The organism is Delftia sp. 11MD, assembly GCF_050907895.1.
Lineage (GTDB): Bacteria > Pseudomonadota > Gammaproteobacteria > Burkholderiales > Burkholderiaceae_C > Comamonas > Comamonas tsuruhatensis.
Genome location: NZ_CP194333.1, coordinates 238,817 through 262,868 on the forward strand (window position 1 = coordinate 238,817; position 24,052 = coordinate 262,868).

19 protein-coding genes and 1 riboswitch are annotated in these 24,052 nt (G+C 67.3%); of the genes, 9 read left to right on the top strand and 10 right to left on the bottom strand.

The genetic code is table 11. The features are described 5' to 3' along the window. Positions 1–3: 3 nt before the first annotated feature. Positions 4–3,504, bottom strand: coding sequence for a hybrid sensor histidine kinase/response regulator (locus ACRSCF_RS01050; RefSeq protein WP_244387723.1), 3,501 nt, complete (start codon positions 3,502–3,504; stop codon positions 4–6). Between the two features lie 214 nt (positions 3,505–3,718). On the opposite strand from ACRSCF_RS01050, the gene urtA reads away from it, so the two are divergent. The 7 genes from urtA (at position 3,719) to ACRSCF_RS01085 (ending at position 10,417) form a co-directional block, all read left to right on the top strand. Continuing rightward, positions 3,719–4,984: an urea ABC transporter substrate-binding protein gene (urtA, locus tag ACRSCF_RS01055; RefSeq protein WP_012202159.1), complete on the top strand. Its 1,266-nt coding sequence runs from the start codon at positions 3,719–3,721 to the stop codon at positions 4,982–4,984. A gap of 110 nt (positions 4,985–5,094) precedes the next feature. Beyond that, complete coding sequence (gene urtB, locus ACRSCF_RS01060) at positions 5,095–6,009, top strand: urea ABC transporter permease subunit UrtB (RefSeq protein WP_012202160.1); 915 nt, start codon at positions 5,095–5,097, stop codon at positions 6,007–6,009. Positions 6,010–6,081: 72 nt separating this feature from the next. Further along, positions 6,082–7,272: an urea ABC transporter permease subunit UrtC gene (urtC, locus tag ACRSCF_RS01065; RefSeq protein ID WP_012202161.1), complete on the top strand. Its 1,191-nt coding sequence runs from the start codon at positions 6,082–6,084 to the stop codon at positions 7,270–7,272. Positions 7,273–7,291: 19 nt separating this feature from the next. After that, positions 7,292–8,035 (top strand): urea ABC transporter ATP-binding protein UrtD, encoded by a 744-nt coding sequence (gene urtD, locus ACRSCF_RS01070; protein WP_012202162.1) that lies wholly within the window; start codon positions 7,292–7,294, stop codon positions 8,033–8,035. Between the two features lie 20 nt (positions 8,036–8,055). Next, entirely contained in the window at positions 8,056–8,745 is a 690-nt protein-coding gene (urtE, locus tag ACRSCF_RS01075; protein ID WP_016450221.1) for an urea ABC transporter ATP-binding subunit UrtE, read from the top strand. Positions 8,746–8,781: 36 nt separating this feature from the next. After that, positions 8,782–10,011 carry a formamidase gene (gene fmdA / locus ACRSCF_RS01080; protein ID WP_244387724.1) on the top strand — a complete coding sequence of 410 codons (1,230 nt, stop codon included), beginning with the start codon at positions 8,782–8,784 and terminating at the stop codon, positions 10,009–10,011. A gap of 46 nt (positions 10,012–10,057) precedes the next feature. Then, the gene (locus ACRSCF_RS01085) at positions 10,058–10,417 is read left to right on the top strand and encodes an FmdB family zinc ribbon protein (protein ID WP_016452169.1); all 360 of its coding nucleotides are present in this window, start codon (positions 10,058–10,060) and stop codon (positions 10,415–10,417) included. Positions 10,418–10,489: 72 nt separating this feature from the next. On the opposite strand, the gene ACRSCF_RS01090 is transcribed toward ACRSCF_RS01085, so the two are convergent. Genes ACRSCF_RS01090 through ACRSCF_RS01110 form a run of 5 tightly spaced genes read right to left on the bottom strand, consistent with a single transcriptional unit; the run spans position 10,490 to position 14,215 of the window. Further along, positions 10,490–11,236 carry an amino acid ABC transporter ATP-binding protein gene (locus tag ACRSCF_RS01090; protein ID WP_016448706.1) on the bottom strand — a complete coding sequence of 249 codons (747 nt, stop codon included), beginning with the start codon at positions 11,234–11,236 and terminating at the stop codon, positions 10,490–10,492. After that, a complete protein-coding gene (locus tag ACRSCF_RS01095; protein ID WP_034368578.1) occupies positions 11,223–11,876 on the bottom strand; it encodes an amino acid ABC transporter permease in 654 nt (217 codons plus the stop codon). The genes ACRSCF_RS01090 and ACRSCF_RS01095 overlap by 14 nt, the downstream gene beginning before the upstream one ends. Beyond that, positions 11,873–12,601, bottom strand: a complete 729-nt coding sequence (locus ACRSCF_RS01100) for an amino acid ABC transporter permease (RefSeq protein ID WP_034368581.1) — start codon at positions 12,599–12,601, stop codon at positions 11,873–11,875. Before ACRSCF_RS01100 ends, ACRSCF_RS01095 begins: the two co-directional genes overlap by 4 nt. 31 nt (positions 12,602–12,632) lie before the next feature. Continuing rightward, positions 12,633–13,439 carry a transporter substrate-binding domain-containing protein gene (locus ACRSCF_RS01105; RefSeq protein WP_013800110.1) on the bottom strand — a complete coding sequence of 269 codons (807 nt, stop codon included), beginning with the start codon at positions 13,437–13,439 and terminating at the stop codon, positions 12,633–12,635. Then, complete coding sequence (locus ACRSCF_RS01110; protein WP_244387725.1) at positions 13,436–14,215, bottom strand: FadR/GntR family transcriptional regulator; 780 nt, start codon at positions 14,213–14,215, stop codon at positions 13,436–13,438. Before ACRSCF_RS01110 ends, ACRSCF_RS01105 begins: the two co-directional genes overlap by 4 nt. 277 nt (positions 14,216–14,492) lie before the next feature. Further along, positions 14,493–14,619, top strand: a riboswitch (S-adenosyl-L-homocysteine riboswitch). Positions 14,620–14,646: 27 nt separating this feature from the next. Here ACRSCF_RS01110 and metH point away from each other — a divergent pair. After that, positions 14,647–17,403, top strand: coding sequence for a methionine synthase (gene metH, locus ACRSCF_RS01115; RefSeq protein WP_244387726.1), 2,757 nt, complete (start codon positions 14,647–14,649; stop codon positions 17,401–17,403). 102 nt (positions 17,404–17,505) lie between these two features. Here metH and ACRSCF_RS01120 read toward each other — a convergent pair whose 3' ends face one another. The 4 genes from ACRSCF_RS01120 to ACRSCF_RS01135 form a co-directional block, all read right to left on the bottom strand. After that, entirely contained in the window at positions 17,506–18,849 is a 1,344-nt protein-coding gene (locus tag ACRSCF_RS01120) for a glycerophosphodiester phosphodiesterase family protein (RefSeq protein WP_034368583.1), read from the bottom strand. A 171-nt stretch (positions 18,850–19,020) separates the two neighbouring features. Beyond that, positions 19,021–19,707: a GntR family transcriptional regulator gene (locus ACRSCF_RS01125; RefSeq protein WP_016448699.1), complete on the bottom strand. Its 687-nt coding sequence runs from the start codon at positions 19,705–19,707 to the stop codon at positions 19,021–19,023. Beyond that, complete coding sequence (locus ACRSCF_RS01130) at positions 19,704–21,047, bottom strand: C4-dicarboxylate transporter DctA (protein ID WP_016448698.1); 1,344 nt, start codon at positions 21,045–21,047, stop codon at positions 19,704–19,706. The genes ACRSCF_RS01125 and ACRSCF_RS01130 overlap by 4 nt, the downstream gene beginning before the upstream one ends. A gap of 300 nt (positions 21,048–21,347) precedes the next feature. Then, positions 21,348–22,661, bottom strand: a complete 1,314-nt coding sequence (locus ACRSCF_RS01135; RefSeq protein WP_016448697.1) for an MFS transporter — start codon at positions 22,659–22,661, stop codon at positions 21,348–21,350. 164 nt (positions 22,662–22,825) lie between these two features. Between ACRSCF_RS01135 and argE the strand changes: the two genes are divergently transcribed. Beyond that, positions 22,826–23,989 (top strand): acetylornithine deacetylase, encoded by a 1,164-nt coding sequence (gene argE / locus ACRSCF_RS01140; protein WP_046984422.1) that lies wholly within the window; start codon positions 22,826–22,828, stop codon positions 23,987–23,989. Positions 23,990–24,052: the final 63 nt, after the last annotated feature.

Here is a 24,052-nt window from a genome sequence, read left to right on the forward strand (position 1 = left end):
TTCTCATTCATCGGTCTCCTCTCTTTCTTCGTCTTCTTCATCCTCTTGCTCGGGCCGCGGCAGCATGCGCGCCAGCGCATCGAAGTCGAAGCGGTTCGCGCAGGCCTGCAGCGCATCGATCAGCGCGGCATGCGCGGGCGCCTGCTGGCGCGCCTGGCGCAGGCGCTCGCGCAGGGCCGTGGCCTGGCCCGAGCGCGCCAGCCGGGCCAGGTCTTCACGCAGGTCGGGCGGGAAGGGGGCGGCTGACGGCGCCTCCTCTGCCTTAGCCTCTGCCTGCTCTGCACGCGGCGCCGGCAGCAGCAGCGGGCGGTTGTCATGCACCCATTCCAGCCGCAGCACGCGCTCGAGCACCTGCAGCAGCTCGGACTCGGTCACGGGCTTGGCGACGAAGCCCTGGCAGCGCGCATCGGCCAGGCGCGGCGGGTCGTTGTCGAACAGGTTGGCCGAGACGAAGACCACGGGCAGCTGCTGCGCATCCCAGCGCGCGCGCAGCAGGGCGGCGGTCTGCCAGCCGTCCAGGTCGTCCATGCTGATGTCCAGCAGCACCAGGTCGGGCGGGCTTTGCTCCACGATCTCCAGGCACTCGCGGCCACTGGCGGCCTCGCGGATCTCGAAGCCCAGCGGCAGCAGCAGGCCGGCCAGCAGCTGGCGCTGCAGCGGCTGGTCGTCCACCACCAGCAGGGTGCGCCGGGGCGGCAGATAGCCGATGACGGTGTGCAGCGTGGCGGCGGCGCCCGGAGGGACCCAGGACGCGTCGGGCGCCATCTCGGGCAGGTACAGGCGCACGGTGAAGCAGCTGCCCTCGCCGGGCGTGCTGCTCAGGGTGAGCTGCCCGCCCATCAGCTCGGTCAGCAGGTGGGTGATGGTCAGCCCCAGGCCCGTGCCCGCCTCGCTGACGCGCCGCCCCGCGCTGCCGCGCTCGAAGGGCACGAAGATGCGCTCCATGTCCTGCGGTTCGATCCCGATGCCGGTATCGATGACCTCGATGCGCGAGACATGGGGCCTGAAGTCCATGCGCAGCCGCACCTCGCCGTGCTGGGTGAAGCGCACGGCGTTGGACAGCAGGTTGATCAGGATCTGGCGCAGCCGCTTGGCGTCGGCCCGCACCCAGCGCGGCATGGTGCCCAGCGTCTCTACCGAGAACTGCAGCCCCCTGGCCTGTGCCTGGGGCCGCATCATGGCCTCGATGCCGTCGATCAGCGCGGGCAGGGGCAGGGGGGCGAGGTCCAGGCGCAGGCGGCCGGCCTCGATGCTGGCCAGCTCCAGCGATTCGTCGATCAGCGCGCGCAGGTGCTGGCCGCTGTGCTGCATGGTGGACAGGGTCTCGCGCACCCAGCCATCGACCTGCGGGCTCTTGAGCAGGATCTGCGTATAGCCCAGCAGGCTGTTGAGCGGCGAGCGCAGCTCGTGCGTCATGCCGGCCACATAGCGCGTCTTGGCCTGGCTGGCCTGCTCGGCATGGTCCTTGGCGGCCTGCAGCTCGGCATCGGTGCGCTTGTGGGCGGCGATCTCCTGCAGCAGCAGCTGGTTCTGGCGCTCGGACTCGTCCTGCGCCATGCGCCGGCTGTCCGTGCTCAGCACCACCCACCAGGCGGCCACGGCGCACAGCAGGGCCAGCAGCGCGAAGACCTTGAGGAAGGGGATGCGCAGCGCGCCGCCATCGACGCTGCCTGCCTGCAGGCTTTCCTGCATGTAGACCACGCCCACCATGAAGGCCGTCACCGCGCACAGCGACAGCATCACCACCAGGTACTGGCCCGCGCGGAAGTTCACCTTGGTCGCCCAGCGCGGCGGCAGCAGGGCCGAGGCCAGCGCGTGCAACTGCTCGCCCGCGCGCGATCCGGTCTTGCAGCGGTCATGGCAGCGCGACTCCAGCGAGCAGCACAGCGAGCAGATGGGCGCGCCGTAGGCGGGGCAGTGCGCCATGTCCTCGGACTCGAAATGCTTCTGGCAGACTGCGCAGCGCACGGTCTCGCCGGGCTTCCACAGGTTGCCTGCGGGCCGCGCCAGGTAGTAGCGCCCGCCCGTCAGCCAGGCCAGCAGCGGCGACAGCAGCATGGACAGCGCCAGCGCGATGAAGGGCGAGAACGCGGCCGCCGTCTCGCCCAGCAGGCCCGCATAGGCGCAGCAGGCCACGGCGGCGGCCAGCAGCATGGCGCCCGGGCCCACGGGATTGAAGTCGTACAGATGGGCGCGGCGGAACTCGATGCCCGGCGGGCTCAGTCCCAGCGGCTTGTTGATGACCAGGTCGGCCACCAGCGCGCCCACCCAGGCGATGGCCACGTTGCTGTAGATGGTCAGCACCTTCTCCAGCGCGCCGAACACGCCCAGCGTCATCAGCAAGGTGGCGATGACCACGTTGAACACCATCCAGACCACGCGCCCCGGATGGCTGCGCGTGATGCGCGCGAAGAAGTTGGACCAGGCAAGCGACCCCGCGTAGGCATTGGTCACGTTGATCTTGACCTGCGAGATGACCACGAAGACCACGGTCACCGCCACGGCCAGCCCCGGCAGGCCCAGGGCCTGCAGCACCTGCTGGAAGCCTGCCAGGAACATTTGCGTGGGCTCGGCCGCGCGCGTGGCGTCCACCCCTTCCAGCTGCATGGCCGCGAAGGCGAGAAAGGCGCCGCCCGCCATCTTGAGCATGCCCATCACGGCCCAGCCCGGGCCGGCCACCAGCACCGCGCCCCACCAGCGCAGCCGGTTGGCCTGGGTGCGCGGCGGCAGAAAGCGCAGGAAGTCCACCTGCTCGCCGATCTGCACCACCAGCGCGAAGATCACGGCTGCCGCCGCGCCGAACATCAGCGGATCGAACTGGCTGCTGCCCGAGCGCAGGCCGGTGAGGCTGGCGAAGTCGCGGTACAGCTGCGGCTGGGCCAGCGCCATCCACACGAAGGGCAGCACCAGCAGGAACAGCCACAGCGGCTGCGTCCAGGCCTGCAGGCGCGAGATCAGCGTGATGCCGCGCATGGCCAGCGGCAGCACCACCAGGGCCGACAGCGCATAGCACCACTGCAGCGGCCAGTCCACCACCAGCTGCAGGGCCAGCGCCATGATGGCCGCCTCCAGCGCAAAGAAGATGAAGGTGAAGACGGCGTAGATCAGCGAGGTGATGGTCGAGCCCAGGTAGCCGAAGCCCGCGCCCCGCGTCAGCAGGTCCATGTCCAGCCCGTAGCGCGCCGCGCAGACGGCGATGGGCAGCCCCGTCAGGAAGATCACCAGGCCCACGGTGACGATGGCCCACATGGCGTTGGCAAAGCCGTAGTTCAGCGCAATGGCGCCGCCGATCGCCTCCAGCGCCAGGAAGGACAGCGAGCCGAAGGCCGTGTTGGCCACGCGGAACTCGCTCCAGCGCCGGAAGCTGCGCGGCGTGTAGCGCAGCGCGTAGTCCTCCATGGTCTCGTCGGCCACCCAGGCGTTGTATTCGCGCCGGAACCGAAAGATGGTCTGCGGCGCGGGCGAGGTGCTGGCGGGGCTGTCGGGCGGGGGTGCGGAGTGCATTCCCAGGTCTAGCAAGAAACGTGCGGGGCCAATGCTGGCGCGGCTTTCAAGAGGGGCGCGCGGGGTGCGTACGCAAATGGCTACGTCAATTGACGTATGGGCGGTTTCAAGGGTTCTTCCTAATCTTGGACCCAGCGCGGAAACAAGCCGTAACCGCAACGCCAGTTTTCAGCCACTTGCAGATCACCCAACCGATCCTTACAGGAGAGTCACCATGAGCCACCCCTCCGACCCCCGCACACCTGGTTCCCCCGGCACGGAAATGGGCCGCCGCCGCGTCCTGCAGGCGCTTGGCGCCGCCTCGGTGGCCGGGCTGCCGGCCTGGTCCTTCGCCCAGCCCACGGCCCAGGTCAACACCACCAAGCTGGCCGTGACCGATACCGAAGTCGTCGTGGGCCAGCTGCACTCGGCCACGGGCACCATGGCGATCTCCGAGACCGGCTCCATCCAGGCCGAGCAACTGGCCATCGACCAGATCAACGCCATGGGCGGCATCCTGGGCCGCAAGATCCGCGTGATCAAGGAAGACGGTGCCTCCGACTGGCCCACCTTCGCCGAGAAGTCCAAGAAGCTGCTCATCAACGACCGCTGCGCCGCCGTCTTCGGCTGCTGGACCAGCGCCTCGCGCAAGGCCGTGCTGCCCGTGTTCGAGAAGGAAAACGGCCTGCTGTACTACCCCACCTTCTACGAAGGCCTGGAGCAGTCCAAGAACGTGATCTACACGGGCCAGGAAGCCACGCAGCAGATCCTGTACAGCCTGGACTGGGCCAAGGCCGAGAAAAAGGCCAAGACCTTCTTCCTGATCGGCTCGGACTACATCTGGCCGCGCACCTCGATGAAGATCGCGCGCAAGCACATCGAGAACTTCCAGAAGGGCAAGGTCGTCGGCGAGGAGTACTACCCGCTGGGCAGCACCAACTTCGGCTCGCTGGTCAACAAGATCAAGCTGCAAAAGCCGGACTGCATCTTCGTGGCCGTGGTGGGCGGCTCCAACGTGGCCTTCTACAAGGCGCTCAAGGCCGCAGGCATCACGGGTGACAAGCAACTGCTGGTCACGCTGTCGGTGACCGAGGACGAGATGACCGGCGTGGGCGGCGAGAACTTCACGGGCTTCTACTCCTCGATGAAGTACTTCCAGACGCTGGACAACGAGAACAACAAGAAGTTCGTGGCCGCCTTCAAGGCCAAGTACGGCCCCAATGCCGTCATCGGCGACGTCACCCAGGCCGGCTACCTGGGCCCCTGGCTGTGGAAGGCCGCCGTGGAAAAGGCCAAGAGCTTCGACGTGGACAAGGTGGTGGCCGCATCGCCGGGGCTGGAACTCAAGACCGCGCCCGAAGGCTACGTGAAGGTGGACGCCAACCACCACCTGTGGAGCAAGTCGCGCATTGCCGTGGGGCAGCCGGACGGCACGTTCAAGGTGGTCTCGGAGTCGCCTGAACTCATCAAACCCGATCCCTTCCCCAAGGGTTACCAGTAAGTCCTGATCCGTTCAGGCAGGTGATGCGTGGCGGCCTGCGGCCTGGTGGGCGGGCCGCCGCGTGAACCGTTTCCCCCTCTCCCGATTGGCTTGCGCGCAGGAGCAGCACCATGAGTTTTTCCGACATGATGAACATCGGCCTGATGCAGGGCTTCGCGGGGCTGAGCCTGTTCGCCGTGCTGCTGCTGATGGGCCTGGGCCTGGCCATCATCTTTGGCCAGATGGGCGTGATCAACATGGCGCATGGCGAGTTCATGACCATTGGCGCCTACACCATCTACCTGGGCTCCACGCTGACGGCGCAGCACGCGCCCGAGCTCATGCCCTACTACTTCCCGCTGGCCATCGTGGCCGCCTTCCTGTTCGCCTTCGCGGCCGGCTGGCTGGTGGAGTGGGGGCTGATCCGCCACCTCTACAAGCGCCCGCTGGACACGCTGCTGGCCACCTGGGGCGTGAGCCTGGCGCTGCAGCAGTGCTTTCGCACCTTCATCGGCCCCAAGGAAGTCAGCCCCACCCTGCCTGACTGGCTGATGGGCTCGTGGGCGCCGGCCGAGGGGCTGGACATTCCCATCAACGGCCTGTTCGTGCTGGCGCTGACCGCGGTGGTCACGGCCGGCGTGCTGATCGCGCTGCACAAGAGCCGCTGGGGCCTGCGCGTGCGTGCCACGGTCAGCAACCGCGTGATGGCCAATGCCATCGGCATCGACACCAAGAAGACCGACCGCCTGACCTTTGCCATCGGCTGCGGCATCGCAGGCGTGGCGGGCGCGGCCTTCACCACCATCGGCTCCACCGGCCCCACCTCGGGCTCGCTGTACATCGTGGACGCCTTCCTGGTGGTCACCTTCGGCGGCGCGGCCAGCCTGCTGGGCACCGTGGTCTCGGCCTTCGGCATTGCGCAGACGCAGTCCATCACCGAGTTCTTCCTGGCGGGCTCCATGGCCAAGGTGATCACGCTGTCGCTGATCGTCTTCATCCTGATGCTGCGTCCCCAGGGCCTGTTCGCCTCCAAGGTGCGGCGCTGATCCCGGCGCCGGCCCTGTCCACGAATTTCCCCGCGTTCCCCCGATTTCCCCTGAGTTCACCGGAGTCATTCCATGCAAGCCCTCAAAGCCTGGATACAGCGCTACCAGCTCGCCAGCCTGGTGCTGCTCACCGTCCTGCTGGCGGTGGTGCTGCCCCTGGCGCTGGACATCTTCCGCCTCAACCTGGTCGGCAAGTACCTGACCTATGCCTTCGTCGCCATCGGCCTGGTCATGGTCTGGGGCTATGGCGGCGTGCTCAGCCTGGGCCAGGGCGTGTTCTTCGGCCTGGGCGGCTACGCCATGGCCATGTTCCTGAAGCTGGAGGCGTCCGACCCCATCAGCACCAAGATCCAGTCCACGCCCGGCATCCCCGACTTCATGGACTGGAACCAGCTGACCGAGCTGCCCTCGTTCTGGCTGCCCTTCAAGAGCCTGCCGTTCTCGCTGGCCGCCGTCATCGCCGTGCCCACGCTGCTGGCCTGGCTCATCAGCTTCGCCATGTTCAAGCGCCGCGTGGGCGGGGTGTACTTCGCCATCATCACGCAGGCCGTGGCGCTGATCGTCACCGTGCTCATCATCGGCCAGCAGGGCTATACGGGCGGCGTCAACGGCATGACCGACCTCAAGACCCTGTGGGGCTGGGACACGCGCACGGACAGCGCCAAGTACATCCTCTACTACGTCTGCGTGGCCCTGCTGATCGGCGCCATCGTGCTGTGCCGCTGGATACAGACGGGCAAGGTGGGCACCCTGCTGCTGGCCATGCGCGACAAGGAAGACCGCGTGCGCTTTTCCGGCTACGACGTGGCCAACTTCAAGGTCTTCGTGTTCTGCCTGGCCGCTGCGCTGTCGGGCATAGGCGGCGCCATGTTCACGCTGCAGGTGGGCTTCATGTCGCCCAGCTTCGTGGGTATCGTGCCCTCCATCGAGATGGTCATCTACGCCGCCGTGGGCGGGCGCATGAGCCTGGTGGGCGCCGTGTACGGCACGCTGCTGGTCAACGCGGGCAAGACCTATTTCTCGGAGAGCTTCCCGGACCTGTGGCTGTTCCTCATGGCGGGCCTGTTCATCGGCGTGACCATGGCCTTCCCGATGGGGCTGGCCGGCCTGTGGGAAAGCCGCATCGTTCCGTGGTGGAACAGCCGCCGCAAGGGCACGGCACCTGCCGCAGCGCAGGGAGCCCAGGCAGCACCTGCCCCGGCCCCGGCCGCCACCAAGCCCACGTCCGCCCTGTCCGAAGGCATGGGCCGCCAGGGCGCCTGAACCACAGCGGGAGCACACCATGAGCAATACCGACTTCACGCTGGCCGTGGAAGACCTGACGGTCTCCTTCGACGGCTTCAAGGCCATCGACGCGCTGAACCTGTACATCGACAAGAACGAGCTGCGCGTCATCATCGGCCCCAACGGCGCGGGCAAGACCACGCTGCTGGACCTGATCTGCGGCAAGACCCGCGCCACGGCCGGCAGCATCAAGTTCAAGAACGAGGAACTCACGCGCATGGCCGAGCACAAGCGCGTGCGCCTGGGGATCGGGCGCAAGTTCCAGACGCCGTCCATCTACGAGAACCTGTCGGTCTTCCAGAACCTGGAGGTCTCCTACCCGCAAGGCCGCTCGGTCTTCGGCGCGCTGGCCTTCAAGTGCACGGAGGCGGTGCGCGACCGCGTGCAGGCCGTGGCCGCCGACATCGGCCTGGACGAGCGCCTGGACACCGAGGCCGGCCTGCTCAGCCATGGCCAGAAGCAGTGGCTGGAGATCGGCATGCTGCTCATGCAGGAGCCCGAGCTGCTGATGCTGGACGAGCCCATCGCCGGCATGAGCGCCCGCGAGCGCGAACTGACGGCCGAGCTGCTGCAGCGCATCTGCAAGAACCGCTCCGTCATCGTCATCGAGCACGACATGGAGTTCGTGGCGCGCATCGCGCACAAGGTCACCGTCATGCACCAGGGAAAGATCCTCGCCGAGGGTCCCATGGACAAGGTGCAGGCCGACCCCAAGGTCATCGACGTCTACCTCGGCCACTGAGGCACGCACAAGGAATTCACATGCTGCAAGTCAAGGATCTGTACGTGGCCTATGGCCAGAGCGAGGCGCTGCACGGCATCAGCTTCGAGGGCCGCGAGAACGAAACCGTGGCCATCATGGGCCGCAACGGCATGGGCAAGACCACGCTGTTCAAAAGCCTGATGGGCGTCATGCCCGCCAAGAGCGGCCAGATCACCGTGGCCGGCCAGGACGTCACGAAGGACGAGAGCTTCCGGCGCGTGGCCAAGGGCATTGCCTACGTGCCCCAGGGCCGCATGATCTTCCCCACGCTGACCGTGGAAGAGAACATACAGACGGGCCTGGAGAACGCGAAGTCGCGCCAGGTGCCCGACGACATCTACGCCCTGTTCCCCGTGCTCTGGGACATGCGCCGGCGCAAGGGCGGCAACCTCTCGGGCGGGCAGCAGCAGCAACTGGCCATTGCGCGCGCCCTGGTCACCGACCCCAAGGTGCTGCTGCTGGACGAGCCCACCGAGGGCATACAGCCTTCCATCATCAAGGACATCGCCAAGGCGCTCAACGAGATCCGCAAGCTGCGCCGCATCACCATCGTGGTCAGCGAGCAGGTGCTTTCCTTCGCCATGGATGTGGCCGACCGGCTGTTCGTCATCGAGGGCGGCCGCCTGGTCCATGAGACGGCCAGAGCAGATACCGACGAGCAGCGCATCAAGTCCTACCTCTCCGTCTGATCCGTTTTTTCCCACTGCCATCGCAAGGAGCACACCATGGCCGAAACCCTGATCAAGGTCGATCTCAACCAGTCCCCCTACGACAACCCGCAGGTGCACAACCGCTGGCATCCCGACATCCCCATGGCGGTCTGGGTGGAGCCGGGCGCGGAGTTCAAGCTGGAGACCTATGACTGGACCGGCGGCGCCATCAAGAACGACGACAGCGCCGAAGACGTGCGCGACGTGGACCTGTCCACCGTCCACTTCCTGTCCGGCCCCGTGGGCGTCAAGGGCGCCGAGCCCGGCGACCTGCTGGTGGTGGACCTGCTGGACATCGGCGCGCGCGACGACAGCCTCTGGGGCTTCAACGGCTTTTTCTCCAAGCAAAACGGCGGCGGCTTCCTGGACGAGCATTTCCCGCTGGCCCAGAAGTCCATCTGGGACTTCCACGGCATGTTCACCAAGAGCCGCCACGTCCCCGGCGTCAACTTCGCAGGCCTCATCCACCCGGGACTGATCGGCTGCCTGCCCGACCCCAAGATGCTGGCCAGCTGGAACGAGCGCGAGACCGGCCTCATCGCCACCGACCCCGACCGCATCCCCGGCCTGGCCAACCCGCCCAACGCCACCACCGCCCACATGGGCCAGATGCAGGGCGAGGCGCGCGACAAGGCCGCCGCCGAAGGCGCGCGCACCGTGCCGCCGCGCGAGCACGGCGGCAACTGCGACATCAAGGATCTTTCGCGCGGCTCGCGCGTGTTCTTCCCCGTCTACGTGGACGGCGCGGGCCTGAGCGTGGGCGACCTGCACTTCAGCCAGGGCGATGGCGAAATCACCTTCTGCGGCGCCATCGAGATGGCCGGCTGGGTGCACATGAAGGTTTCGCTGATCAAGGGTGGCATGGCCAAGTACGGCATCAAGAACCCCATCTTCAAGCCCAGCCCCATGACGCCCAACTACAAGGACTACCTGATCTTCGAAGGCATCTCGGTGGACGAAAAGGGCAAGCAGCACTACCTGGACGTGACCGTGGCCTACCGCCAGGCCTGCCTGAACGCCATCGAGTACCTGAAGAAATTCGGCTACAGCGGTGCCCAGGCCTACTCGCTGCTGGGCACGGCGCCCGTGCAGGGCCACATCAGCGGCGTGGTGGACGTGCCCAATGCCTGCGCCACGCTGTGGCTGCCCACGGAGATCTTCGACTTCGACATCAATCCCACGGCCGAGGGACCACAGAAGATCATCACGGGCGGGGTGGACCTGCCCATCGCCCAGGACAAGTAAGCCCGGCACACGACACCCGCCATCCACCATCCGCCAGAGGCCGCCCATGCCCACCTATGACTACCACTGCGCCGCATGCGGCGGCTTCGACGCGCTGCGCAGCCTCTCGCAGCGCAACGAGCCCGCGCCCTGCCCCATCTGCGAGGCGGCCTCGCCCCGCGTCTTCGTCAGCGCGCCGCGCCTGGCCTGCACCAGCCCCGAGCAGCGCCGCGCCCATGACACCAACGAGCGCGCCCGGCACGAGCCCAGGCGCTCACGCGATGTGGCCGAGGGCAGCTACGCGCGCATGCGCCACCCCTCGGGCTGCGGCTGCTGCAGCGGCGCCAGCAAGCGCGGCTCCACGGTCACGGCGCCCAACGGCGCCAAGACCTTCCCGACCAAGCGGCCCTGGATGATCAGCCACTGACCGCGGCCCCTGCGCCGCACCGATGCAAAAAAGGCCCGCGACGCGGGCCTTTGTCCTGCCTGGCCGTACCGCTCAGTGCACGGCGCCGATGAAGCCGGCCAGCTCCGGCGTCTGCGGGCTGGCGAACAGCTGCTTGGCCGGGCCGCTTTCGTGGATCAGGCCCTGGTGCATGAACACCAGCTGGTCGCCCACGTCGCGGGCAAAGCGCATCTCGTGCGTGACCATGATCAGCGTCATGCCCTCGGCGGCGAGCTGCTTGACCACGGCCAGCACCTCGTTGACCAGCTCCGGGTCCAGGGCCGAGGTGATCTCGTCGCACAGCAGCACCTTGGGCTGCATGGCCAGCGCGCGCGCAATGGCCACGCGCTGCTGCTGGCCGCCGCTGAGCTGGTCGGGGTAGCTGTCGTACTTGTCGCCCAGGCCGACCTTGGCCAGCATCTGGCGCGCCAGCGCCGCCGCCTCGGGCTTTTTCACGCCCTTGACCACGGTGGGCGACAGGGCCACGTTCTCGCCCGCCGTCAGGTGGGGGAACAGGTTGAACTGCTGGAAGACCATGCCCACGTTCAGGCGCAGCGCGCGCAGCTGGGCGGGCGAGGGCGCGCTCCCCTCCGAGCCCTTGAGCACGGCGTCGTCCACCACGATCTGGCCGGACTGGATGGCCTCCAGCCCGTTGATGGAGCGCAGCAGCGTGCTCTTGCCCGAGCCGCTGCGGCCGATGATAGCGACCACCTGGCCGCTGTCCACGCTCAGGTCCACGCCCTTGAGCACATGGTTGTTGCCGTAATGCTTGTGAACGGCGCGCACATCAACGAGCGGCATAGAGTTTCTTCTCCAGATGGGATGCGTAGAGGGACAGGGGCCAGCACAGCAGGAAGTAGCCTGCGGCGACCAGGCCGTAGATGAGGAAGGGCTGGAAGGTGGCGTTGGCCAGCATGGAGCCGAGCTTGGTCAGCTCGCTGAAGCCGATGATCGAGGCCACCGCCGTGCCCTTGATGATCTGTACCGAGAAGCCGACCGTGGGCGCTATCGACAGGCGCAGCGCCTGCGGCAGCACCACATGGCGCATCTGCTGCAGGTAGCCCATGGCCAGGCTGGACGAGGCTTCCCACTGGCCGCTGGGGATGGACTCCACGCAGCCGCGCCAGACCTCGGCCAGGTAGGCGCTGGTGTACAGCGTCAGGCCGATGGCGGCCGCCGTCCAGGGCGAGATGTCCAGGCCGGCCATGGACGAGCCGAAGAACACGATGAACATCTGCATCAGCAGCGGCGTGTTCTGGAAGGCCTGGATATAGGCCTTGGCCAGGCGGCGCAGGTTCAGGCTGCGGCCCACGCGGGCGAACAGCACCAGCAATCCGGTGGCGCCGCCCAGCACGAAGGCCAGCAGCGACAGCGCCAGCGTGGCCAGCAGACCCTCGGCCAGCTTGGCCAGGATGGGCAGCAGGGGAATGTCGGCAATCATGCGGCGTCTCCGGCAGTGGTCGCAGGTGTAGCGGGTGCAGCGGGCCGGGCTGCACGCGGCGTGCGGCGGCCCACCACGAAGCGATGGCCTATCCAGGCCAGCAACTGGCGCAGTGCCAGGGCCAGCACGAAGTACGCTGCCGTCACCACCAGGTAGGTCTCGAACGCGCGGAAGTTGCGCGACTGGATGAAGTTGGCCGCAAACGTCAGGTCCTGGGCGGCGATCTGCGAGACCACCGAGGTGCCCAGCATCACGATCACGATCTGGCTGCTCAGCGAGGGCCAGACCCGCTGCAGCGCAGGGCGCAGTACCACATGGCGGAAGACCGCCCAGCGGCCCATGCCCAGCGCGCCAGCGGCTTCCAGCTGGCCGCGCGGCGTCTCCTGGATGCCGGCGCGCACGATCTCGGTGATGTAGGCGCCCAGGTTGATCACCGTGGTCAGCAGGCAGGCCTGCCATTCGTTGATCTGCACGCCCAGCGAAGGCAGGCCGAAGAACACGAACATCAGCTGCACCAGGAAGGGCGTGTTGCGTATGCCCTCCACGTACACCTTGAACAGCCAGTGCAGCGGCGCAATGCGCCAGGCGCGGCTGACGCCGCCGGCCACGCCGATGGCGCCGCCCAGCACGGCGCCCGCCGCCGTCAGCGCCAGCGTGAAGCCTGCGCCCTGTGCCAGCAGGCCGCTGTAGTCGAACACGGCACCGAAGTCGAATTGATAGGCCATGGAAGGATTTCCGGGAACAGGGGCGCAGCGGTTACAGGGTGGCGGGCAGCGGCATCTTCATCCAGCGCTGGGACAGGCCGGTCAGGCGGCCGTCGGCCTTGAGCTTGGTGATGATGGCGTCCACCTTCTGCAGCAGCGCCGGCTCGCCCTTGGCCACGCCGATGTAGCAGGGCGTGTCCTCGACCGCGAACTTCACGTCCAGCTGGCGCAGCCTGGTGCGCTCGTTGACGGCGTTGGCCACGATGTTGCCCAGCGTCACCAGCTGCACCTGGCCCGTCAGATAGCTTTGCGCGGTGGCGTTGTTGTCCTCGTAGCGCTTGATGGTGGCCGAGGCCGGCGCCACCTGCGTGAGGGCCAGGTCCTCGGTGGAGCCGCGCGTCACGCCCACGGTCTTGCCGGCCAGGTCGGCAGGGGCCTTGATGCTCACGTCCTTGGGGCCGTAGACGCTCTTGGGGAAGGGCGCATAGGCCTGGGTGAAGTCGATCACCTTGGCGCGCTCGGCGTTCTTGCCCAGGCTGGAGATGACGATGTCGGCCTTGCCCGTGGTCAGGAAGGGGATGCGGTTGGTGCTGGTCACGGGCACCAGCTCCACCTTCACGCCCAGCTCCTGGGCGACCAGGGCGGCCATGTCGATGTCATAGCCCTGCAGCTTCAGGTCGGTGCCCAGCGAGCCGAAGGGCGGGAAGTCCTGCGGAATCGCCACGCGCAGCACGCCGGCCTTCTGGATGTTGGCCAGCATGTCGGCATGGGCTGCGCCGCCCAGGCCGGCAGCGGCCAGGGTGGCGGCCGCCAGGGCGGTGCGGATGAATGCGCGGCGGGGTGTCAGGGGGGAAGTCATGCGAAAGCTCCTTCGGAAGGTGGGGTGAGGCGAAAGGAAAGCGGGTCCGGTTCGGGCGCTGGTGTATCGGGCGCCGTTGTGTCGGGCTCCGGTGTGTCGAGATCGATGCCGCTGCGCCTGGCGGCCGACAGCAGGTGGGCGCGCATGGCGCCCGCGGCACCCGGCGCATCGCCCGCGCAGACGGCCTGCACGATGGCGTCGTGCTCGCGCACGGGCTGGTCGTCGGCGCCGCTCCAGGCAAAGGGCAGGCGCAGGCTGTGGCTGATGGCCAGCTCCAGCTGGCGCGCCATGGCCACCAGGCCCGGGTTGCCCGACAGCTGGGCCAGCAGCAGGTGGAACTGCAGATCGGCGTCGGCGGCGGCCAGCAGGTCGCTGCGGGCGAGGGCATGGGCCAGCTGGGACTGGGTCCATTGCAGCTGGCGCAGGCCGCTGTCGTCGGCGCGCACGGCCGCCAGCGCGGCCCAACCGGGCTCCAGCACCAGGCGCAGCTCGATCAGCTGGCGCGGCGACAGCGTGCCCAGCGCCGGGGTGGCGTAGGCGCGGTGCATGCGTGCACGGCCGCTGTGCGGGCCGTTGATGCGCACGCCCTTGCCCGGCTGGATCTCGACCAGGCCCAGGGCCTCCAGCATGGACAGCGCCTCGCGCAGCGAAGCGCGGCTGATGCCCAGCTGCCGGGCCAGCTCGCGCTGCGGCGGCAGCTGGCTGCCGCCGGGGTAGTGGCCGCTCAGGATGTGCTGCTGCAGCGTCTGGGCCATCGATATCGGAATGCTTTGCATGGGCTGGCGCGGGTGGAGGGTTTTGGCCTGACTGGTCAGACCACGTACCCAGCAGATAGCGAATTGCGTGCCAGATGCAAAAAAAGGAGCGTTGTCCTCAGGCGTTGCAAAGAATCCGGGGCGATGGGGCATCCACAATCTGCCCCGAAGGCGCTGCCGGCGGCCCGCGCTGCCGCGCTTTGGTGCAGTGCCGCATGGCTTTGTGCAGGCCTGCCCCGAATGCGGGCGTAAAACCCGCACTGCAGGCCGCCGCCAGCCGCCGTAGAATCCCGGGCTTTGGCCCGAGGAGCGTTGCAGCGCGGCACCCGCCCATCCGTACACCGGATCGCGTGCCGCGTCAGGCTTGGGCCAGGTGCAGGTTCCCGGCCGGACCGCGCCCACGGTGCCAACGACGCTCACCTGTTGCCATGCCGTTTTTGCAGGTGAGCTTGATGTCGTCCTCTTTCACTCCCCCTCCCATGCGTCTGTCGGGCCTGGAGCCTGTCTCCATCGGCGAGGGCACGCTGTTCGTCAACGTGGGCGAGCGCACCAACGTCACGGGCTCCAAGGCCTTTGCGCGCATGATCCTCAACGAACAGTACGAGGAAGCGCTGTCCGTGGCACGCCAGCAGGTGGAAAACGGCGCCCAGGTGATCGACGTGAACATGGACGAGGCCATGCTCGACAGCAAGGCCGCCATGGTGCGCTTCCTGAACCTCATCGCCTCCGAGCCCGACATCGCCAAGGTGCCGGTCATGGTGGACAGCTCCAAGTGGGAAGTCATCGAGGCCGGCCTGCGCTGCCTGCAGGGCAAGGGCATCGTCAACTCCATCTCCATGAAGGAAGGCCTGGATGAATTCAAGCGCCAGGCCCGGCTGATCAGGCGCTACGGCGCGGCCGCCGTGGTCATGGCCTTCGACGAGAAGGGCCAGGCCGACACCTACCAGCGCAAGATCGAGATCTGCGAGCGCGCCTACCGCATCCTGGTGGACGAGGTGGGCTTCCCGCCCGAGGACATCGTCTTCGACCCCAACATCTTCGCCGTGGCCACCGGCATCGAGGAACACGACAACTACGCCGTGGACTTCATCGAGGCCGTGCGCTGGATCAAGCGCAACCTGCCCGGCGCCAAGGTCTCGGGCGGCGTCTCCAACGTGAGCTTCAGCTTCCGCGGCAACGACCCCGTGCGCGAGGCCATCCACACCGTGTTCCTGTACCACGCCATCTCGGCGGGCATGGACATGGGCATCGTCAACGCCGGCATGGTCGGCGTCTATGACGACCTGGAGCCCCAGCTGCGCGAGCGCGTGGAAGACGTGGTGCTCAACCGCCGCCCTGACGCCGCCGAGCGCCTGCTGGAGATTGCCGACGCCGCCAAGGGCGCCGCCAAGGACGACAGCAAGAAGCTCGAATGGCGCGGCACGCCCGAGAACCCGAAGACCGTGGACGAGCGCCTGTCGCACGCCCTGGTGCACGGCATCACCGACTTCATCGTCGCCGACACCGAAGAGGCCTACCAGCAGATCGTGGTGCAGGGCGGCGGCCGCCCGCTGCACGTGATTGAAGGCCCGCTCATGGACGGCATGAACATCGTCGGCGACCTGTTCGGCGCCGGCAAGATGTTCCTGCCCCAGGTGGTCAAGTCGGCGCGCGTGATGAAGCAGGCCGTGGCCCACCTCGTGCCCTACATCGAAGAGGAAAAGCGCCAGCAGGAAGCGGCGGGCCTGGACGTGTCCAGCAAGGGCAAGATCGTCATCGCCACCGTCAAGGGCGATGTGCACGACATCGGCAAGAACATCGTCACCGTGGTCCTGCAGTGCAACAACTTCGAGGTCATCAACATGGGCGTGATGGTGCCCTGCCATGAGATCCTGGCCCGGGCCAAGGCCGAGGGCGCGGACATCATCGGCCTGTCGGGCCTGATCACGCCCAGCCTCGAAGAGATGCAGTACGTCGCCGGCGAGATGCACAAGGACGACTACTTCCGCATCAAGAAGATTCCGCTGCTGATCGGCGGCGCCACCTGCTCGCGCGTGCACACCGCCGTCAAGATCGCGCCCAAGTACGAAGGCCCCGTGGTCTACGTGCCCGATGCCTCGCGCAGCGTCAGCGTGGCCCAGAGCCTGCTGGGCGAGAACAAGGGCAACTACCTGGCCGAGATCCAGGCCGACTACGACAAGGTCCGCACCCAGCACGCCAACAAGAAGAAGACGCCGCTGTGGCCGCTGGACAAGGCCCGCGCCAACGCCACGCCCGTGGACTTTTCCCAGGCCCCCGTGGCGCCACGCGCCCTGGGCCGGCGCGTGTTCCGCAACTTCGACCTGGCCGAGATCGCCGAATACATCGACTGGGGCCCGTTCTTCCAGACCTGGGACCTGGCCGGCCCCTATCCGGCCATCCTCGACGACGAGATCGTGGGCGTGCAGGCCCGCCAGGTGCTGGCCGACGGCCAGGCCATGCTCAGGAAGATCATCGAAGGCCGCTGGCTGCAGGCCAACGGCGCCATCGGCCTGTTCCCTGCCAACCGCGTGGGCGATGACATCGAGTTCTACGCCGACGAGTCCCGCAGTCAGGTGCTGATGACCTGGTACGGCATGCGCCAGCAGACCGAAAAGCAGATGGTGGAAGGCCCGGATGGCCAGCCTGTGATGCGCCCCAGCCGCTGCCTGTCCGACTTCGTGGCCACCAAGGAATCGGGCATCCAGGACTACGCGGGCCTGTTCGCCGTCACGGCCGGCATCGGCGCCGAGAAGAAGGACAAGGAGTTCCAGGACGCGCTGGACGACTACTCCGGCATCATGTTCAAGGCCCTGGCCGACCGCCTGGCCGAGGCCTTCGCCGAATGCCTGCACCAGCGCGTGCGCAAGGACCTGTGGGGCTATGCGCCCGACGAGGACCTCAGCAACGAAGCGCTGATCAAGGAACAGTACAAGGGCGTGCGCCCCGCGCCCGGCTACCCGGCCTGCCCCGACCACAGCGCCAAGACCGACCTGTTCGCCGTGCTCAAGGCCGACGAGATCGGCATGACGCTGACCGAAAGCCTGGCCATGAACCCGGCCTCCAGCGTCAGCGGCTTCTACATTGGCCACCCCGACTCCGTCTACTTCAACGTCGGCGAGATCGGCGAGGACCAACTGGCCGACATGGCCGCGCGCCGGGGCATGGATATCGAGGAACTGCGCCGGTTGCTGGCGCCGAATCTGGGGTGAGAACGTTTGTCCGCGCGGACTGGTGCCGCGCGTTGCAAGTAAAAAGCCAGGGCATGCCCTGGCTTTTTTATGGACGCTGCCGCAGCGGCATTCAGCGCTCGATCAGAGCCCGATTTCCTTGTTGTACGCCTTGCGCGCCGTCACGGCCGTGTCCGTGAAGTCGGTGAACACGCCGTCGATGCCCAGGCGGTAGTAGGCCAGGTATTCCTGCACGGGGTCGCCCTTGTACAGGCCGGCCAGGCGGCCCGGCTCGTTGCGGAAGGTGAAGCTGTGCACGATCAGGCCGGCCTTGTGGGCGTCGCGGATCAGGCCCGTGTCCTTGACGGTGTTCACGTCCTTGAGGCCGGCGCCGTCCTTGTAGGGCACGACGGAGTGGGCCAGGACCTGGGGCTTCCAGGGGCCGATGCCGTCGGCATAGGTCTTGATCTCGGCCAGGCCTGCGGGCGTGAGCATGGTGGCGAAGGTGCGCGCGTCGCCGGCCAGGGTCCAGCTGTAGGGGCGGCCGCTGATGAAGGTCCACTCATCGTTGGTGATGTAGACCATGGAGCCGTCGCGCAGATTGAAGTCGTTGCCGTCGATCAGCTGCACGCCCTTGGCCTTCATGCCGGCCTGGCGCAGGTACTTGAGGCTGGCCGGGTCGAAGCTCTGGATGTAGATGGGCGAATCCTTGGCGTTGAGCTTGTTCTGGTCCAGCAGCTTGATCACCGCGTCTTCAAACGGGCGCGAGCCGGGCGCGCCGCAGCCGTTGGCGATCGCCTGCTGGTTGTTCCAGTACGGGTTCTTGGTCTCGGCGTAGACGGGGATGGTGCGGCCCAGGGCCTTGCCCTTGGCGGCGGCGATGTCCAGCACGTCCTGGGCGCTGATCAGGGGCAGCTTGCCGTTCCACTCGGTGGGGCGCTCGCTGCGGTTGTCCAGGATCGTGCCGCCCAGCCAGGTGCGCAGCTCCTGCATCGTGAAGTCGCTGATGGACCAGTCGTTGCGGTGGTCCTCGCCATCGACCACCAGGGCCTTGAGCACGGACTTGGGATCGTTGGCATCGAGCTGGTCGCTCAGGTATTGCGAGGGGCCGTTGGCAGGCACGGCGGGGTACTTCACGTTGACCAGCACGCCGGCCGCAGTGCGCTGGCGGCGCGCCACTTCGGCATTGGTCTTGGCCACGTCGGCCACGTTGGTGCTGTCGCTGAGCCAGGCGTTGTGGCGGGCGACCAGCTGGCAGTCCTTCGTCAGGTGCATGTCGAGTTCGAGCATGTCCGCGCCCGCGTCGGCGGCGGCCTCGTAGGCCATGCGCGTCTGCTCCGGGAACTTGCCCGAGAAGCCGCGGTGGGCGATCACCTGGGGCTGCTTTCCGTCGAGCGTGAGGTAGAACGAGCCGCCGTCGCCGCCGCAGGCCGTGAGGACTGCAGCCGCGCACAGGGACGCGAGCAGGGGAGTGCGGGAAAAGGACATAGGACGTTGGGTCATATCCGAAGCAGTGGTGGGTTGATGAACGGCGCGCAATGCGCCAGCTCAGCAGCGTATGCAGTCAGCCGTGTCGGCACCATGACAGTGCGCTCCGTAGGGCCCGGATTGGCGTTTTAGCGACGGTCGGTGGAAATTTGCCGACCCACCGACACAGGGTTATCCCCCGAACAGGGGCGCCAGCGTGGCACGCAGGCGGTCGCCGGCGTCGGGCGCCTCGCTCGGGCGGATCTCCAGCGAACGCTCCACCGTGCCGATGTGCTCCAGCAGCAGGGCCTTGGCGCCCTCGGTGTCGCCGCGCTCCAGGGCCTCGACGATGCGCTCGTGCTCGGCGCAGGACTGGCTGGCGCTGTGGGTGGACTGGAACAATGTGGCCGCCAGCGTGGTGCGCGCCGTGAGGTCGCGCAGGGTGAGCGCCAGCAGCCGGTGCCCCATCTGCTCGGCCAGGCAGACGTGGAAGTCGGCCAGCAGGAAGGCGCGCGTGGCGGCGTCGGCGCCCGCAATGGCCTCCTGCTCCTGGGCGATGTGGCGGCGCAGCTGGCCGATCACGCTTTGCAGGGGGCGCCCGGCCTCGCCCAGGATGCCGGTCTCGATGATGCGGCGCGCCGCGAAGGCGTCCTGCGCCTCCTCGGCCGAGGGCTGGACCACGTACCAGCCGCGCCGGGGCTGCACCTGCACGAAGCCGCGCGCCTGCAGCTGCATCAGCGCCTCGCGCACCATGGTGCGGCTGACCTCGAAGTTGTCGGCCAGTTCCTGCTCCCCCAGCCGTTCGCCGGGCGCCAGTTTCTGGGCCAGGATGGCTTCGACGACGCGCTCGGCGATGTGCTGGGGGCTTACAGGTGTCATTGCGTTGCAGGGTGGGCAGGAGTCACGGTTGCGGGGACGGCGGCGGCGCCGGAGGGCTCGGCGTCGGGCCCCTGATTGTCGGCCAGGCCGTTGAGCACGGCATGGGCGCGCTCGCGGTCGATGTCACCTTCCCAGGCCGCGATGGCCACCGTGGCCACGCAGTTGCCGATCAGGTTGCCCAGCGCGCGGGCAATGCCCATGAACCAGTCCACCGACAGCACCAGCACCAGGCCGATGGCGGGGATGGCCGGAATCGCATGCAGCGTGGCCGCCAGCACCACGATGGCCGAGCCCGGCACGCCGTGGGCGCCCTTGGAGGTCACTAGCGCAATCGCCAGGATGGTCAGCAGGTCGGCCATGCCGATGGGCGTGTTCGTGGCCTGGGCGATGAACACGGCCGCCAGCGTGATGTAGATGGAGAAGGCGTCCAGGTTGAACGAGTAGCCCGTGGGAATCACCAGGCCCACGGTGGAGTCGCGCACGCCCAGGTTGCGCAGCTTGGCCATGATCTGGGGCAGCACGCTGTCCGAGGAGGTGGTGGCGAAGACCACCATCAGCTCCTCGCGCAGGTAGCGCAGCAGCTTGATCAGGCTGAAGCCCGAAAAGCGCATCACCAGGCCCAGCACCACGAAGACGAAGAAGATCACGGCCACGTAGAACAGCAGCACCAGCATGCCCAGCTGCTTGAGCGAGCCTATGCCGTACTGGCCCACGGTGAAGGCGATGGCGCCCAGCACGCCCAGCGGCGCCAGCTTGATGAGGATGCCCATGATCTTGAACAGCACGTTCGACAGCGTGTCGATCAGCGCATGCACGGGCGCGCCGCGCTCGCCCAGCATGGTCAGTGCGCAGCCGAACAGCACGGCGAACAGCAGCACCTGCAGCACGTCGCCCGTGGCAAAGGCCTGCACCACGGTGGTGGGGATGAGCTTCATCAGGAAGTCCACCGTGCCGCCGCTGGTCAGCTTGTCGGCGTTGCTGGCATAGGCGCTCATGGCCGAGGCGTCGAGCTTGCTCGGGTCCACGTTCATGCCCGCGCCGGGCTGGAACACGAAGGCCAGCACCAGGCCCAGCACCAGGGCGATGGTGGTCAGCACCTCGAAGTAGATCAGCGACTTGACGCCGACCCGGCCCACGCGCTTGAGGTCGCCCGCGCCCGCGATGCCGTGCACCACCACGCAGAACACCAGCACGGGAATGATCATCTTGATGAGCTTGATGAAGCCATCGCCCAGGGGCTTGAGTTTCACGGCCCATTCAGGGGCCAATATTCCGGCGAGCACACCCAGGATGAGTGCGATCACCACCTGTCCGAACAGTGATCTGGCAAAGCGGCGCATAGTCGTCTTTCGCAAGTTGTGGAATCTTGTATGCAAGTGGCTCTGCAACTTGCATGCAAGAATGTAGACAAGCGAAACGCGTGCCAGCAGAGGGTATTCCCTGCGGATTTGCGGCACTCCAGAGAAGTTCAGCCCTGACTTTTTCTGCATGAAATCGGCAGATGCGGGCGGGCCTCCCCGCCGTGGTGCAGGGCGGGGGCCGGCATGCCCGCGCATCGTGCGCGCGGCGTGCGGCAAGGCTGCGCAGGCCCCGTGCCGGGGCATGCGCGAGGGCGGCGCAGGGCGCGCCGCCCGGGGGGATCAGCGCAGGTTGCGCTCCATCGCGCGGTCCTTGATGAAGAAGGCCGCCAGCAGGCCCAGCGTCACGCCGAACATCACATAGAAGGCCGGCGCCATGGGCGAGCCCGTGGAGCGGATCAGCCAGGTCACGATGAACTGCGCAAAGCCGCCGAAGATCATCACCGCCACGTTGTAGGCCATGGACATGCCGGCAGACCGCACCTGGGGCGGGAACAGCTCGGCCATCACCGTGCTGAACACGCCGAAGAACACGGCCACGAACACGCAGACCACCAGCTGGGTGATCAGCAGCTTCTGCACCGTGGGGCCGTCGGTCAGCCAGGCATACAGCGGGTAGAGCACCACCAGGTAGCCGATCAGCGAGCCGATGGTCAGCATGCGGCGGCCCACGCGGTCCGACAGGGCGCCGAAGAACGGCATGATCACCACCATCAGCGCGGCGCCGGCCATCTGCACCATGAAGGCATCGCGCATGGGCAGCTTCAGCGTTACCGTGGCATAGGTCACCAGATAGGTGAAGGTGATGTAGATGGACACCGTGGCCGTGACCACCAGGCCCATGCCCACCAGCGTCTCGCGCGCATGCGTGCGCAGCATCTCCATGATGCCGATCTGGCGCGCCTTGCCGCTGGCCTGCGCGGCCTGCATTTCCTTGAAGACCTCGGGCTCCTCCACATGGCGGCGGATGTACAGCGCCACGGGAACGATCAGCAGGCCCACGGCGAAGGGCACGCGCCAGGCCCAGGCCATCAGTTCCTCCTCGGTGAAGATCTCGGTGATCAGCGTGCCCGTGGCCGCGCCGATCAGCAGGGCCAGCATCTGGCCGGCCATCTGCCAGGAACCATAGAAGCCGCGCTTGCCGGGCGGTGCCAGCTCGATCAGCAGTGCCGTGGACGTGCCGAACTCGCCGCCGGCCGCAAAGCCCTGCAGCAGCCGTGCCAGCACGATGAACAGCGGCGCCAGGATGCCCACCGCCGCATACGTGGGCGCCAGCGTGATCAGCGCGATGGCCACGGCCATCAGGCCGGTCACCATCACCATGGCCGCCTTGCGGCCCTTGCGGTCCCCGTACAGGCCCAGCAGGATGCCGCCCACGGGCCGCATGAAAAAGCCCACGCCGAACACGGCCGTGGTCATCAGGATGCGGTTGATGTTGTCGTCCGGATTGTCGGGATTGCTGGGGAAGAACAGCTTGGCGACGATGGGTGTCATGAAGGCGAACACCAGGAAGTCATACCACTCCAGCGCGTTGCCGATGACGGCAGCCACGATGTTGCGGGTCGAGACGGTTTGCTTGGTCAAAGCAGGGTCCATTTCCGAAAAGGGATTGAAAAGACGGCAGTCACGCCCGGGGCATGGGGCGGCGTGCCTGCCCGGGCCGCAACCCGGGCGTACACTGCTTCGCCATATGCAATGCCTATGCCATGGCCTGCGTCGTCCACGAAGGGCGGCGCAGGCCATGGCGCAGATGGAACCACATGACTACCTGGAAAAACACCCGCGACTGGCTGGAAACACTGGTCGCATTCGACACCACCAGCCGCAACTCCAACCTGGCGCTGATCGAGTGTGTACGCGATGAGTTGGCCACGCTGGGCGTGAGTGCCCGATTGTTCCACTCTCCGGACGGCGCCAAGGCCAATCTCTTCGCCACTTTGCCGGCCAGCAATGGCGAAACGCAGGGTGGCATCGTGCTGTCCGGCCATACCGACGTGGTGCCGGTCGATGGCCAGCAGTGGAGCACCAACCCCTTTGCGCTCACCGAAAAGGGCGGGCGCCTCTATGGTCGCGGCAGCTGCGACATGAAGGGCTTCATCGCCGCCTCGCTGGCGCTGGTGCCCGAATTCCTGGCCACGCAGCGCGCCAGGCCCGTGCACCTGGCCTTCTCGTACGACGAGGAAATCGGCTGCGCGGGCGCGCCCGTGATGATCAACCAGCTCAAGGCCGAGGGCGCGCGCTTCGACGGCTGCGTGGTCGGCGAGCCCACCAGCATGCAGGTCGTGGTGGCGCACAAGGGCATCAACCTCTACCGCTGCCGCGTGCACGGCAAGGCCGCGCATTCGTCGCTCACGCCGCGCGGCAGCAATGCCATCGAATACGCGGCGCGGCTGATCTGTCGCATCCGGGACATCGCCGACCACTTCAAGGCGCACGGCCCCTACGACGAATTCTTCGACGTGCCCTTCACCACCATGACCACCAACCAGATCCAGGGCGGCATCGCGGTCAACACCATCCCCGAGCTGTGCGAATTCGCCTATGAATTCCGCAACCTGCCCGGCATGTCGGTGGATGGCATCCAGGCCCAGGTCGAGTCCTATGTGCGCGACGAACTGCTGCCGCGCATGCGCGCCGAGTTCGCCGACGCGCGCATCGAGATCGAGACCGGCGCCAGCGCGCCTGCGCTGGAAGCCTCGGAAGAAGCCGCCATCACCCAGCTGGTGCGCGCGCTGACCGCCGACCAGGAAAAGCGCAAGGTGGCCTACGGCACCGAGGCCGGCCTGTTCCACAACGCCGGCATTCCCACCGTGGTCTGCGGCCCCGGCTCCATCGAGCAGGCGCACAAGCCCGACGAGTTCGTCGAGCTGGCCCAGCTCGACGCCTGCGAGCGCTTCCTCAGCAAAATGGGCACGAGTCTGTGATCACCCCCTGAGTCGCTTCGCGCCTTCCCCCTCTCTTCGGAGGGGGGCGTACGGGCAGCCGGC

Coding starts and splice junctions, on each gene's coding strand:
- urtE (WP_016450221.1), top strand. CDS start 8,056: ATGCTGCAAGTCAAGGATCTGTACGTGGCCTATGGCCAGAGCGAGGCG.
- ACRSCF_RS01135 (WP_016448697.1), bottom strand. CDS start 22,661: ATGGACCCTGCTTTGACCAAGCAAACCGTCTCGACCCGCAACATCGTG.
- urtA (WP_012202159.1), top strand. CDS start 3,719: ATGAGCCACCCCTCCGACCCCCGCACACCTGGTTCCCCCGGCACGGAA.
- urtC (WP_012202161.1), top strand. CDS start 6,082: ATGCAAGCCCTCAAAGCCTGGATACAGCGCTACCAGCTCGCCAGCCTG.
- ACRSCF_RS01125 (WP_016448699.1), bottom strand. CDS start 19,707: ATGACACCTGTAAGCCCCCAGCACATCGCCGAGCGCGTCGTCGAAGCC.
- ACRSCF_RS01105 (WP_013800110.1), bottom strand. CDS start 13,439: ATGACTTCCCCCCTGACACCCCGCCGCGCATTCATCCGCACCGCCCTG.
- ACRSCF_RS01120 (WP_034368583.1), bottom strand. CDS start 18,849: ATGTCCTTTTCCCGCACTCCCCTGCTCGCGTCCCTGTGCGCGGCTGCA.
- metH (WP_244387726.1), top strand. CDS start 14,647: ATGTCGTCCTCTTTCACTCCCCCTCCCATGCGTCTGTCGGGCCTGGAG.
- ACRSCF_RS01100 (WP_034368581.1), bottom strand. CDS start 12,601: ATGGCCTATCAATTCGACTTCGGTGCCGTGTTCGACTACAGCGGCCTG.
- ACRSCF_RS01085 (WP_016452169.1), top strand. CDS start 10,058: ATGCCCACCTATGACTACCACTGCGCCGCATGCGGCGGCTTCGACGCG.
- ACRSCF_RS01095 (WP_034368578.1), bottom strand. CDS start 11,876: ATGATTGCCGACATTCCCCTGCTGCCCATCCTGGCCAAGCTGGCCGAG.
- urtD (WP_012202162.1), top strand. CDS start 7,292: ATGAGCAATACCGACTTCACGCTGGCCGTGGAAGACCTGACGGTCTCC.
- ACRSCF_RS01110 (WP_244387725.1), bottom strand. CDS start 14,215: ATGCAAAGCATTCCGATATCGATGGCCCAGACGCTGCAGCAGCACATC.
- fmdA (WP_244387724.1), top strand. CDS start 8,782: ATGGCCGAAACCCTGATCAAGGTCGATCTCAACCAGTCCCCCTACGAC.
- ACRSCF_RS01050 (WP_244387723.1), bottom strand. CDS start 3,504: ATGCACTCCGCACCCCCGCCCGACAGCCCCGCCAGCACCTCGCCCGCG.
- urtB (WP_012202160.1), top strand. CDS start 5,095: ATGAGTTTTTCCGACATGATGAACATCGGCCTGATGCAGGGCTTCGCG.
- ACRSCF_RS01130 (WP_016448698.1), bottom strand. CDS start 21,047: ATGCGCCGCTTTGCCAGATCACTGTTCGGACAGGTGGTGATCGCACTC.
- ACRSCF_RS01090 (WP_016448706.1), bottom strand. CDS start 11,236: ATGCCGCTCGTTGATGTGCGCGCCGTTCACAAGCATTACGGCAACAAC.
- argE (WP_046984422.1), top strand. CDS start 22,826: ATGACTACCTGGAAAAACACCCGCGACTGGCTGGAAACACTGGTCGCA.